A 13,850-nucleotide genomic window follows, 5' to 3' on the forward strand; every position below is an offset into this window, starting at 1 on the left:
TATGGCGCAGTTAGAAAACTTAGTTGAGAGGACGCCATCATTTAAACATATTATGGCGGACCTGGAGCCGTCTAAGCACCAATTGATAACTGGAATTTCTGGCTCGGTTCGTACGGTTTTCCTTAGTACAATTCTTAAACAAGCTCCCCGTCCAATATTAGTTGTTACTGATACAATTTCACATATGCAGGAACTGGCAAGCGATCTTGATAATCTTATGCCAGATAATAAAGTCTACCAGTTTCCGGTAGAAGAAGTATTAGCAGCGGAAGTAGCGACAAGTTCACCTAATTATCGCTTGCAGCGTGTTTTGGCGTTAAATGCATTAATTAATCATGAGCAGGCCGTAATTGTTGCTTCAGTGGCGGGACTTAGGCGTAATGTAGTATCACCAGCGTACTTTGCGCAGGCTAAGCTAAAAATAAAGACCGGGGGAGAGGTTGACCCGTCAAAAGTTCGCCAACAGTTAAGCGCAATGGGGTACCAGCTGCAAAAAATGGTTTTGCGACCAGGAGATTTTGCAATTCGGGGATCGATTATTGATATATACGCGTTAAACACTGACAATCCGGTTAGAATTGACTTATTTGATACTGAGGTTGATTCGCTTCGTTATTTTGATGCCAGTACGCAGCGGAGTATTGATAACATTGATACGGCTGAGATATTACCAGCAACTGATTTTATTTTACCGCCAGCAGAATTTGCGCGTGTTCAACAGGCACTTGATGGGGAATATAAACAATTAATTACGACCCTCTCCAATGAAGATGCTGATATAAAGCAACAATTAGCTAATCGCTTTGAACCGTTGCTGAGTGCGCTTAAAAGTCACCATTTAACTAATGACTTGTTAGAATTTAGCAATCTTATTTATCCAACAAAACATTCGTTGCTTAATTATTTACCTGATAATGGTTTGATTTACTTTGATGACCTTACAAGGGTTAAGCAGACCGCAAAGAAGATGGCAGAAGAGGATGCTAATTGGTTTAAAGATAAGGTAGCTCACCATCAGTTAACAACGGTGCCTGATCTTAGTAACAATGTTGCCACAATGATAAAGACAGACAAACATGCACAAATTTATGGCGCGTTGTTTAAAAAGGGATTAGGAAAAATTAAATTATCTCAAATTACTGACCTGGGAAGTCGAACAATGCAGCGCTTCTTTGGTCAAATGCCATTGCTAAAGGCAGAACTAGCGCGGTGGACAGAGCAAGGACAAACCGTCATATTAATGGCGAATAGCCCGGAACGACGGAAGCAGATTGCGAGAACGCTTGCTGACTTTGGCATTACAGCGACAGAAACAGAGCTAGCAAGCATCAAGCCGAACATTGTTCAAATAGTTGCCGCTAATTTAAACAACGGGTTTGAAATGCCACATGCCGGAATTGTTATTATCACCGAAAGCGAAATGTTTAAACAGGTGAAAAAGGTTCGTCACCGGCCGCAAAAATTAGCAAACGCAGAGCGATTAAAGAGCTATACTGACCTAAAGCCTGGTGATTACGTTGTTCATGTTAACCATGGAATTGGAATCTTTAGTGGGATCAAGACAATGGAAGTCGATGGTGTCCACCAGGATTACATGGTTATCAACTATCGGAATAACGCTCAGATCTATGTTCCGGTTACGCAATTAAATCTTGTCCAAAAATATGTTTCGTCTGAGTCAAAGACACCCCGAATCAATAAACTCGGTGGCAATGAATGGGCAAAGACGAAACGTCGGGTATCATCTAAGATTGAAGACATTGCTGATGAATTAGTAGATCTTTATGCTAAGCGGGAAGCAGAGAAGGGGTATGCTTTTCCCAAAGATGATTACCTGCAAAAACAATTTGACGCTAATTTTCCATATAGTGAGACGCGGGACCAATTACGCAGTATTAATGAAATTAAAGAGGATATGGAAAAGCCTAAACCGATGGATCGCCTACTAGTAGGGGATGTTGGTTATGGGAAGACGGAAGTTGCAATGCGGGCGATATTTAAAGCCGTGACGGGTGGAAAGCAGGTCGCCTTTTTAGTCCCTACCACGGTATTAGCTCAGCAGCATTTTGATACGTTGCAGCGCCGCTTTGAAGGCTTCCCGATTAATATTGCACTGATGTCGCGTTTTAAAACTCCTAAAGAACTGCGTGAAACAGAAGTGGGATTAAAGGATGGAAGTATTGATGTCGTCGTGGGAACCCACCGTATTTTGTCAAAGGATGTTGAATTTAAGGATTTAGGGTTACTAATTGTTGATGAAGAACAGCGATTCGGGGTAAAGCATAAGGAAAAACTCAAACAGCTTAAAAATAATGTTGACGTCCTAACGCTGACGGCTACTCCTATTCCGCGGACCCTTCACATGTCCATGCTGGGAGTTCGTGATTTATCAGTATTAGAAACTCCGCCAGCAGGCCGTTACCCTATTCAGACCTATGTAATGGAACAAAATAGTGGAGCAATTCGTGACGGGATCATACGCGAAATGCAAAGGGGCGGTCAGGTTTATTACCTGCATAACCGGGTTCACGATATTGAAGAAACGGTTGCGCGTTTGCAGGAGTTAGTTCCGGAAGCCCAAATTGGCTATATTAACGGTCAAATGAGTGAAAATGAGCTTGAAACCGTCTTATATGAATTCATACAGGGTAACTATGATGTGTTAGTAACCACTTCGATTATTGAGACCGGGGTGGATATTCCTAATGCCAACACTCTTTTTGTTGAAAATGCAGATCGAATGGGCTTGGCACAGCTATACCAGATTCGGGGACGGATTGGACGGAGTAACCGCGTCGCTTATGCTTATTTCATGTATCAACCTAATAAAGTCTTGACTGAATTAGGTGAAAAACGGTTAGCGGCAATTCGTGATTTTACTGAACTGGGGTCTGGATTTAAGATTGCGATGCGTGACCTTGCAATTCGGGGTGCAGGTAATTTATTAGGAAAACAACAGCATGGCTTCATTGACTCCGTGGGATATGACTTATATTCTGCGATGTTAAGTGATGCGGTCGCCAAAAAGCAAGGAAAGAAGCAAACGATACATTCTGATGCGGAAGTTGAGCTAGGTGTTGAGGCTTACCTGCCGACTGATTATGTAAATGATCAACGACAGAAAATTGAACTATATAAGACTATCCGGCAAGCAAAAACTGATGATGAGATTATTGACATTCAAGGTGACTTGATTGACCGATTCGGTGATTATCCGGCACCAGTAGGCACGCTTCTTCTTGTCAGCCAATTAAAGAATCATGCTGATTTAGCAATGATTGAAGAGATTAAGCGTCAGCGGGATAACATCAATATTGTATTTACTGAGCGTGCCAGTCGATTAATCAAGGCGCCGGCAATTATCAAAGAACTTGCGAAGACGAGGTTTAAAGCAACAATTGGCGAGGATAATAATAAGGTAACGATTAGACTTGTTATCCAGCCAAAGATGACAACGGATGATTGGCTTCACCAGTTGTTACAGTTTGTAACTTCATTAGGTGAAGTAATTCAAAATGATGAACAAGGAGAAACAAAATGAGATTAGATAAATTTTTAAAAGTTTCACGAATTATTAAACGGCGATCAGTTGCTAAGGAAATTGCCGATCAAGGGCGTATTTTGATTAACAATCAACCAGCTAAGTCATCAAGTAAGGTGGCAGTTGGTGATACGCTTACAATTAAATTTGGTAATAAAACAGAGACGGTTAAGATCAACCGGATTGTTGAAACGACCAAAAAAAGTGAAGCCGAAGATATGTATGAAATTCTCAGTGAGGACTATGCACAATCCTTTGACTAATTATTAAGTGTTTTAATCTATAAAAAAGTTGATATTTATATAGACATTCTCTGCGGTAACTTGCTATACTTAAAACGTGATAAGCAAAAATGGAGGGGAATATCAGATGAAAGCACGATCTGATGGTAAAATTTCACAACTAAATACCCCATATGCCCGTCAAGTTTCCAGTGAAAAGATTAGAAATCGGCAGGTACACCAGCGGCGATGTAAACGGATCATAGCAGTTTTTTTGGTAGTATTTCTGATTTTCGGAATTCAAATTTTTCAAAGTAAACGGACATTGACGGATATTAACGGTAATATTCAGCAGGCACAGTCACAATTAACAAAACAGAAGCAAAAGAATCAGCAACTACAGCAGCAAATAAAAATGCTGCATAATCCTGATTACATTCAACAAGTCATTCGTTCAAAATATAACTACTCTAAAAAGGGTGAAACAATTTATAATTTGAACTAATGATCGTAAAATCAAACATTTAAAGTAGGGTAAAAAAGATTTAAATGTTAGAATTAAGAATGTAATTGGACTGAATTTCAGTCTTGATTTTTATTGTATTTTCATGCTTGCTAGTAGCAAAGTTATGGTATACTCAAATACAAAATATGAGATGGTTCGAGGAGGATCTATAGGTTTCATGGCAATTGAAGTTGGAGCAAAGGTTTCAGGTAAGGTTTCAGGAATCACTAATTTTGGTGCATTCGTTGATTTAGATGATAATCAGACAGGATTAGTACACATCAGTCAAATCTCCGATAAATATATCAAAGACGTTCACGATGTATTATCAGTTGGGGATGAAGTTACTGCAAAAGTAACACGGATTGGCGACGATGGTAAAATTGCCCTTTCAATCAAGGCGGCTGCTCCTCATGAACATCAAGATCATCATGAACATGACCATCATCGTGGCTTTCATCACGAACGGAATAATAATTTCCATGGGCACCATGATAATTTCCGTGGTGGCTTTGGTGGCGGACACCATCACAGTAACCACCAACATGAAGACTTTAATGACATGCTAGCAGGTTACTTAAAGGAAAGTGAATCACGATTGTCTACCTTGAAGCGACAGACTGACGGTAAGCGTGGTGGCCGTGGTGGCCGTCGGAGCTAACATGTTAGAATTACAAAATAAATTTGAGCGGCACCTGCAAAGGAGTCGCTTTTTTACTTCTGCCGATAAAGTAGTAATTGCCGTTTCAACAGGTGTTGATTCAATGGTCTTGCTTGATTTGCTACAGCAATTACCTAGTGGTTTACGGCCACAGATAATTGTAGCGCACATGAATCACGAATTGCGTTCGCAGAGTTGGGAAGAGGAAGAGTTTATCCGCCAATATTGTCAACAACACCATTTGGAATTAGCGATTGCTCATTGGCCGCAAAAACTCCACCCGCCAAGGGGGATTGAAAATGCTGCCCGCCAGGCGCGGTATCATTTTTTTGCACAGACGATGAAAAATTATGGAGCTCATATTTTGATAACGGCCCATCACCAAAATGATTTAGCAGAGACAATGCTGATGAAAATGGTTCGCGGGGGACAAATCAGTCAGTTAATAGGAATTCAGGATCAGCGCAAGTTTGCCGGTGGAATGTTAGTGCGCCCCTTGCTGCCATTTAGTAAAGATATACTACGCCAGTATGCTATGAAACGTCAGCTAAAATGGTACGAAGATAAGACTAACCATGATTTGAGCATTCAACGGAATCGTTTTCGTCATGAAATTATCCCACAATTAGAAAAAGAAAATCCCCAATTGCTAGCTCACTTGGAAAGCTATCATTACCAGTTGGCGGCACTGCTTGCGTGGCAGCAACAAGAAATCAGTACGCAGCTAGCTCAGGTAATTGATGACCACGATAATTTACTGATAGATAAACTGGTGGTCAAAAGCTACTATATGCAGAAATTGCTATTACAACGGTGGTTAAATGTGCGACAAGTATATGATGTAAAGACTAATCAGGTCGAGGAACTTTTGGCGTTGATGAAAAACCAAAAGACCCCGCAACAGGAAGTTTTATTGCCACATCAATTCATCTTTGAGAAAAAGTATTCGGTCGGGATAATAAAAAAAGCAAATAATCATTTTGAGGACCTACAAAAGCCCCAAGCGCATGTGATAGAATTGGAACAATGGTACCAAGTAGATGAAAAAAATGCGATTGCCATTTCTTTTAACCGAAAGTTTTTTAATGACGATTCCACAGTAATGCCGATTTGGATATCGCCACGGCAATTCCCGTTACGATTGCGGGGATGGAAAAAAGAGGATCGATTACGATTACGAGGCGGACACCATCAGAAAGTAAAACGTGTTTTAATTGATCAAAAGGTTTCGGCAGACCAGCGGCAACAACAGACAGTCCTCGTTGATGCACAGGATACCGTGATCTGGTTAGTTAAGCGTAAATGGAGTTGGCTTGACCGCCCTGATGATTATCAAGAAAAATGGCGATTGTGTTTTATTGGGATAAAAATAAGGAGAAAGACAGATGAATAACGATATTGAGCGTGTTCTATATAGTGAAGAAATGCTTGGCAAGCGAATGGATGAATTAGCAAAAGATTTGACAGAAGATTATAAGGATAAACGGCCAATTATTATTTCTGTTCTCAGTGGAGCCGTTTTGTTTACTGTTGACATGATTGAACGTTTAGATATTATGGCGCAAATTGATTTTATCGACGTTTCCAGTTACTTTGGTGGCTTAGGTTCAACTGGAAAGGTAAAGCTTATTCATGACTTAAAAACAGATGTCAAAGATCGGCATGTTTTAATCATGGAAGACATTGTCGATACTGGACATACATTGAAGTATTTGATGGATTTACTCGCTGACCGTGGTGCTAAGAGCATTAAGGTATGTTCTTTGTTAAATAAACCAGAAGGACGCGAAGTGGATGTTGATCCGGATTATGTTGGCTTTACCGTCCCAAAGGAATTTTTGGTTGGCTATGGCTTGGATTATAAGGGATTCTATCGTAATTTACCTTATGTTGGAATTTTGAAGCCATCTGTGTACCAAAATGATTAAAAATGTTAGATAATTAAGTAGACGGGTAAGTTCCAACTTATTAACCGTAATTTAAAGATATTCTTAATTAAGGTTATATTTTATAGATCCGTAAATTTATAGTAGGTATTATTATTGATGTTGATAATAAAACTGTTAATTCTTCTGGGAAATTAATGGTCAATATTTGTCAAATATGCTATGATAGTGACTACAATTATAAAATATCGTTGCTGGTAGATAGGAGGTTGTTATGAACAACAATCGTAAAAAGAATAATTTTACTCATAACGTTCTCTTCTACGCCGTGATGTTCTTGTGTATTATGGGAATTGCCTACTTCTTTTTCGGTGGGAATGCATCGAATGGTCAAAGTAAGACAGTTTCACAAAGCGAGTTTATCTCCGAATTGAAGAGTAATAAGGTTAAGAGTGTTCAGCTTCAGCCTAATGGTGGCGTTTATAAGGTTACTGGTAGTTACCGGAAACCACAGTCGAATAATAACAGTAGTGCTGCCACGAATAGCGGTTTTACACTTGCTCCGCAACGAAACAATAAGGTTAGCCAATTCCAGAGTTCTGTTCTGGAGAGCGATGTGACTATTAGTCAGCTTCAAAAGTATGCTAATAAGCATAATGTAAAGATTAGCACACGAGCTGAAGAATCTAATAGCGTTTGGATGAACTTATTGTTGACCGTGTTACCGCTTGTCATCATGATTTTCTTCTTCTACATGATGATGGGTCAAGCAGGCCAAGGTGGCGGTGGCCGTGGAGTTATGAGCTTTGGAAAGACAAAGGCTAAACCAGCCGATGCCAAGAAAAATAAGGTTCGTTTCTCTGATGTTGCTGGTGAAGAAGAAGAAAAGCAAGAGTTAGTTGAAGTTGTTGAATTTTTGAAGAATCCAAAGAAATTCACTAAACTTGGTGCACGGATCCCATCTGGGGTTCTGTTAGAGGGGCCTCCGGGAACAGGTAAGACTTTGCTTGCTAAGGCGGTTGCTGGTGAATCTGGAGTACCATTCTTCTCAATTTCTGGTTCAGATTTCGTTGAAATGTTTGTTGGTGTTGGTGCTAGTCGTGTTCGTGATTTATTTGAACAGGCTAAAAAAGCTGCTCCAGCGATTATCTTTATCGATGAAATTGATGCCGTTGGTCGACGCCGTGGAAATGGTATGGGCGGTGGCCATGATGAACGTGAGCAGACATTAAACCAATTGCTGGTTGAAATGGATGGTTTCCAAGGTGACGAGGGAATTATTGTTATGGCTGCTACCAACCGTTCTGATGTTCTAGACCCTGCCCTTCTTCGGCCAGGACGTTTTGACCGAAAGATTTTGGTTGGTCGTCCAGATGTTAAGGGACGTGAAGCTATTCTACGAGTTCACGCTAAGAATAAGCCGATGGCAAGCGATGTTGACTTAAAGGAAATTGCTAAGCAGACACCGGGATTTGTTGGTGCCGACTTGGCAAACCTCTTAAACGAAGCAGCATTATTAGCCGCTCGTCGCAATAAGACTGAAATTGATGCAGCTGACTTGGATGAAGCAGAAGACCGGGTAATTGCTGGACCAGCTAAGCATAACCGGGTTCAATCCGAACAAGAACGGAAGACTGTTGCATTCCACGAAGCAGGTCACACAATTGTTGGTTTAGTACTAAATGATGCACGGGTTGTTCACAAAGTTACTATTGTTCCGCGTGGTCGTGCCGGTGGATATGCAATTATGCTACCGCGGGAAGATCAGATGCTGATGTCCAAGAAGAACGCAATGGAACAAATTGCTGGTTTAATGGGTGGTCGTGCAGCTGAAGAAATTATCTTTAAGTCCCAGTCATCTGGTGCTTCTAACGATTTTGAACAGGCAACCCAGATTGCCCGTTCAATGGTTACCCAGTATGGAATGAGCGATAAGATTGGTCCGGTAGAACTGCAAAGTTCTGGTCAGGTCTTTACAGGTCAAGGCTACGATCAATCTCCATATTCAGAAAAGACAGCGGCCTTGGTTGATGAAGAAGTCCGGCGAATTTTGATGGAAGGTCATGAGACGGCCTTGCATATCATTGAGACTCACCGCGAACAACATAAGTTAATCGCCGAAGCGTTGCTTAAGTATGAAACGCTTGATGAAAAGCAAATCCTTAGTCTTTACAAGACTGGGAAGATTCCTGATAAGGATGTGGCTGCTGAAGACGAAGAAGCACGTGCCCAAACCTTTGAAGAATCCAAGCGTGAACTTGAACGGCTTGAAAATGAACGTCATGACAAGAGTAATCAAGAAGAAAATGATACTCCAAGTGATAATGATGTTGATGATTCAGAGTCAAACGATAGTTCAGATAATACTGATAATAAATAAAAAGCTGTATAATAAAACGGAAGAGACAAAACCCGATAGGTGGGTGGCGGGTCTTCCGCTTTTTCTTTAAATAATTTTAAGGAGGACTTTATAATGAAAACAACTGATTATTTAATAAAGAGTATGACAAAAGACGGCAAATTTCGTGCTTATGCAGTTAATGCTACACAGGTAGTAGAACGAGCACATCAGATTCATGATACATGGAGTGCTTCTTCTGCTGCTCTTGGACGAACGCTTGTTGGTACATTATTATTAGCTACTTCTAGTCTGCAAGGAGAAGCGGGAATGACAGTTAAAATTCAAGGTAATGGACCAGTTGGCTTTATCGTAGCTGATGGAACTGCTCAGGGAACGGTGAAGGGATATATGGGAAATCCTCATGTATCATTGCCCGCTAATGACAAGGGAAAAATTGATGTTGCTAAAGCAGTAGGAGATAAGGGAACGCTATCTGTTACCAAAATGGCTCCGGGAGATAAGACGCCATACACGGGTGAAGTTAATTTAGTATCCGGTGAGCTTGGCGACGACTTCACATACTACTTAGCGCAATCAGAGCAAATTCCATCAGCGGTTGGCTTATCTGTATTCGTAAACCCTGATGAGAGTATTGATGTTGCCGGTGGTTTTATGATTCAGGTAATGCCAGGCGCAAGCGACGAGGAAATCGCTAAATTGGAAAAGACCTTAAAAGATTTACCGTTAGTTTCGCAAATGCTTCGTGATGGTGATACCCCTGAAGATATTTTGATGAAGATTTTTGGTGATGACCTGAAAATTCTTGAGACAATGCCAGTTCGTTACGAGTGTGATTGTTCTAAGGAACGGTTTGCGCATGCCTTAGAGAGTATTTCTAAAGATGATATGAAGAAGCTGATTGATGAAGATCATCATGCGGAAACTGTTTGCCAGTTCTGTGGAAAGAAATATGAATTTAATGAAGATGAACTGAAGGCAATTTATGCCAAAATGACTGGTAAGGATGATAAAGAGGAAAAAGATAAGAATTAATTTTGGTGCTTCACGGTTTGATATGCTATGATAGGTGAGTTATCGGACAATTATTTAAAATAATGAAACTGGAGGGCCAGCACAGTTTCTTATACAGTAATGAGGTGAAAAGATGAAGTGGAAGATCGGTAATGTTGAAATTCCAAATCAAGTTGTCGTTGCTCCAATGGCAGGAGTGACAAACTCGGCTTTTAGAGTTATCTGTAAAAGATTTGGTGCTGGTTATGTTGTTTGCGAGATGATCTCAGACCGTGGAATCATGTACCATAATCAGCGAACTTTGAATATGATGGATGTTGATCCAACTGAGCATCCAATGGGTATTCAAATTTTTGGTGGTACTAAAGAAACTTTAGTTGAGGCTGCTAAATACGTTGATCAGCATACAGCCGCAGATGTTATTGATATTAATATGGGGTGTCCGGTTAATAAGGTAGTTAAGACGGATGCCGGTGCGCGCTGGCTATTAGATCCTAATAAAGTATATGAAATGGTGTCTTATGTTACTGATGCGGTGAAAAAGCCGGTAACTGTTAAGATGCGGACTGGTTGGGATGACAAGCATATTTTAGCAGTTGAAAATGCCTTAGCAGCAGAACGTGCGGGAGCTAGTGCAATTGCTATGCATGGTCGAACCCGAAAACAGATGTATACGGGACATGCTGATTGGAATATACTAAAGGAAGTAGCAAGTCAATTGAAAATCCCATTCATGGCTAATGGTGATGTTCGGACACCGGAAGACGCTAAAAAGATTCTTGATATGACAGGAGCAACCGCCGCAATGATTGGTCGTGCTGCCATGGGTAATCCTTGGATGCTGAAGCGGACAGAACATTATTTGGCAACTGGTGAATTGCTGCCAGAAGCTACACCAGAGCAAAAGATTAAAATGGCTAAAGATCATCTTAAACGGTTAGTTGATTTAAAAGGCGAGTATGTGGGTGTACGCGAATTCCGTGGCTTGTCAACTTATTATATTAAGGGAATTCCACGGGCAGCGCGGACCAAAGTAGCGTTGGTAGAAGCAGAAACACTTGCTGAAATGAATGAGATTTTTGACCGCTTTGCTGAACAGACTGCACAACGAGAAGCAGAAAAGGCAGCACGAAAACAAGCATAGATTACGAGGAGGAGAAAATAGTGTCACAAGAGTTAGATCAGATGCGCGTTCGACGTGAAAAGATGGAGGAATTGAAGCAAGCAGGAATTGAACCATTTGGCCGTCGCTTCAAACGAGACCATCTTGCTAAAGACCTACATGAGAAATTCGACCAATACGATAAAGAAGAATTGAATGAAATGGGTGCCGAGGTTATTATTGCTGGGCGGATGACCAGAAAGCGGAGTAGCGGAAAAGCAGGCTTCGCAGATTTTGTTGACCGTACTGGTAAGATTCAAGTATATGCTCGTAAGGATATGGTAGGGGACGAACCTTATCATGTTTTTAAACGGTCTGATATTGGTGACTTCCTAGGGATTGAAGGGGATGTTATTAAGACTGATACTGGCGAATTGACTGTTCGAGCACGAAAGATTACCTTCTTGTCCAAAGCTTTACGTCCACTTCCTAATAAATGGGAAGGGGTAACCGACCCTGAGACTATTTATCGTCAGCGTTACCTTGATTTGATTTCTAATCCAGAGAGTTTCAAGCGTTTCCACCAACGAACAGCAATCATTAAAGCAGTTCGGAAATATATGGATGACCATGATTTTACAGAAGTTGAAACGCCAATTTTGAATACCCAAGCGGGGGGAGCTAATGCCCGTCCATTTATTACCCACCACAATGCTCTTGATATTGATATGTACCTGCGGATTGCAACTGAATTATACTTGAAGCGTTTAATTGTCGGTGGCTTTGAACGAGTATACGAACTTGGACGGATTTTCCGTAATGAAGGGATGGACCCTCACCATAATCCAGAATTTACGACAATGGAAACTTATGCTGCCTACTTTGATTTCCGCGATGTAATGGATGAAACAGAAGGAATTGTTAAGGCAGCAGCGAAGGTTGTTTCCGATGATGGAAAGATTACTTACCAGGGACACGAGATTGACCTTGGTGGGGAATTTAAGCGGATCACGATGGTTGATGCGGTTAAAGAAAAGACTGGTATTGATTTTGGTCAAGAGATGACTGACGAAGATGCCAAAAAATTGGCTGATGAACACCATGTTCAATATGAGCCATACTGGACAAAGGGACATATTTTGAACGCATTCTTTGAAGAATTTGTTGAAGATACCCTTATCCAACCAACATTCGTTTATGAATATCCGGTTGAAGTTTCACCATTAGCAAAGCGGAATGCTGATAATCCTGCGATGACTGACCGTTTTGAACTATACGTTGATGGAAGCGAGCTTGCTAACGCCTTTAGCGAATTGAACGACCCAATTGATCAAAAGGAACGGTTTGAAATGCAAGCTAAGGAAAAGGCTAATGGTAATGATGAAGCCGAACCAGTGGACTTAGACTATGTACAGGCCCTTGAATATGGAATGCCGCCAACAGGAGGACTAGGAATTGGTATTGACCGCCTTGTAATGCTTTTAACCGATGCAAAGTCCATTCGTGACGTAATTCTTTTCCCAACAATGCGTCCCGAAAAGGAAGAAACCAACGGGAAGAAGAAAAAGAACAAGAAGAAGTAAGTGAAACAATTACTGTAATACCAAGGCTTAAGAGCAACTTAAGCTTTTGCCTTATCTTGCTTATTAGTATTGAAATTACTTGTGAAAAAATGGTGTGTACACCCAAAATACACCATTTTTGAGAAAACAAACTGATAAAAATTCAATGAAAAAAGAACTTGTCAACCTTATTAAATAGGTTCCAGGTTCTTTTTTTTGTTACAACTATGAAGTATTTTTTGGTGTATTAGTATTTAGTCATATGATTATTTCTACCAGTAATTAATGTGAAAGTGTGGTGACTGTTTTGATGAATTGCTTTTGTCCATTTAATATAATGTAGCCTTATTTAACTATTTTTAACAAAGTGATATTGACTTTAGCAGTAATTATTTGATATTCCTATACTGTTGTATAGGTTAGCTTAGGTGATAGTGGTATTTGTATTGGTCTAAGTATTAGACAGTCAGTGCTGTAAAAGATAAAAAAATACAAATAGCTTTGTTTCTGAATAGAAATCAGCTGTTATATTTAGGCCCTATTTATTCTTTTATTTGTAGCTAAAGACAAATCTTTTTTTCTTAAAGAAACTAAATAGTTCGTTAAAATAAAATTGCTGAAAAAAGTTGTTTAAAAAGTGTTGACGAAGGGGAGAAAGCACGGTATAGTAGTTATCGTTGTCAAAGCAGTTAAGCGCTGCTGAGATGGATTAACAAAAAAGTTAAAAATAATTGTTGACATTGAATTGACAACATGATATATTAATAAAGTTGCTGATTGAGTTACCAATCAAAAGAAATTCTAAATTAATTAAAATTTCTTCTTGACAAGCTAAATTAACTTATGATAAAATAAATATGTTGATTGGCTGCTTGATTAGTCAACAGGTAGACCTTTGAAAACTGAACAAAGTTTCGACGAATCAAATGTGTAGGGTCTTCAATCACGATGTGATTTGAAGCAAAACATTTGCGAAGTCAATTCGCTTAATAACAAAGA

At 40.1% G+C, this 13,850-nt stretch carries 10 protein-coding genes; all 10 read left to right on the forward strand.

The features are described 5' to 3' along the window. Nucleotide 1: 1 nt before the first annotated feature. The 10 genes from mfd to lysS all read left to right on the forward strand — a co-directional run bounded on the left by mfd (nucleotide 2) and on the right by lysS (nucleotide 12,872). Nucleotides 2-3,541 (forward strand): transcription-repair coupling factor, encoded by a 3,540-nt coding sequence (gene mfd / locus H5S39_RS07025; RefSeq protein ID WP_182596427.1) that lies wholly within the window; start codon nucleotides 2-4, stop codon nucleotides 3,539-3,541. Then, complete coding sequence (locus tag H5S39_RS07030; RefSeq protein WP_182596428.1) at nucleotides 3,538-3,804, forward strand: RNA-binding S4 domain-containing protein; 267 nt, start codon at nucleotides 3,538-3,540, stop codon at nucleotides 3,802-3,804. Before mfd ends, H5S39_RS07030 begins: the two co-directional genes overlap by 4 nt. Before the next feature lie 106 nt (nucleotides 3,805-3,910). Beyond that, a complete protein-coding gene (locus H5S39_RS07035; RefSeq protein WP_182596429.1) occupies nucleotides 3,911-4,267 on the forward strand; it encodes a septum formation initiator family protein in 357 nt (118 codons plus the stop codon). Between the two features lie 178 nt (nucleotides 4,268-4,445). Then, entirely contained in the window at nucleotides 4,446-4,928 is a 483-nt protein-coding gene (locus tag H5S39_RS07040; protein ID WP_182596430.1) for a S1 domain-containing RNA-binding protein, read from the forward strand. A gap of 1 nt (nucleotide 4,929) precedes the next feature. Then, nucleotides 4,930-6,321 (forward strand): tRNA lysidine(34) synthetase TilS, encoded by a 1,392-nt coding sequence (gene tilS, locus H5S39_RS07045; RefSeq protein ID WP_182596431.1) that lies wholly within the window; start codon nucleotides 4,930-4,932, stop codon nucleotides 6,319-6,321. Continuing rightward, nucleotides 6,314-6,856, forward strand: a complete 543-nt coding sequence (gene hpt / locus H5S39_RS07050) for a hypoxanthine phosphoribosyltransferase (protein WP_153929777.1) — start codon at nucleotides 6,314-6,316, stop codon at nucleotides 6,854-6,856. Before tilS ends, hpt begins: the two co-directional genes overlap by 8 nt. Nucleotides 6,857-7,088: 232 nt before the next feature. Further along, nucleotides 7,089-9,194, forward strand: a complete 2,106-nt coding sequence (ftsH, locus tag H5S39_RS07055; RefSeq protein WP_182596432.1) for an ATP-dependent zinc metalloprotease FtsH — start codon at nucleotides 7,089-7,091, stop codon at nucleotides 9,192-9,194. Between the two features lie 93 nt (nucleotides 9,195-9,287). After that, complete coding sequence (gene hslO / locus H5S39_RS07060; protein WP_182596433.1) at nucleotides 9,288-10,208, forward strand: Hsp33 family molecular chaperone HslO; 921 nt, start codon at nucleotides 9,288-9,290, stop codon at nucleotides 10,206-10,208. Between the two features lie 112 nt (nucleotides 10,209-10,320). Further along, nucleotides 10,321-11,331, forward strand: coding sequence for a tRNA dihydrouridine synthase DusB (gene dusB, locus H5S39_RS07065; protein WP_182596434.1), 1,011 nt, complete (start codon nucleotides 10,321-10,323; stop codon nucleotides 11,329-11,331). Nucleotides 11,332-11,351: 20 nt separating this feature from the next. After that, nucleotides 11,352-12,872 (forward strand): lysine--tRNA ligase, encoded by a 1,521-nt coding sequence (gene lysS, locus H5S39_RS07070; RefSeq protein ID WP_182596435.1) that lies wholly within the window; start codon nucleotides 11,352-11,354, stop codon nucleotides 12,870-12,872. The last annotated feature ends 978 nt before the right edge of the window (nucleotides 12,873-13,850 follow it).

This window comes from Limosilactobacillus rudii (assembly GCF_014145455.1).
Classification (GTDB): Bacteria; Bacillota; Bacilli; order Lactobacillales; family Lactobacillaceae; genus Limosilactobacillus; species Limosilactobacillus rudii.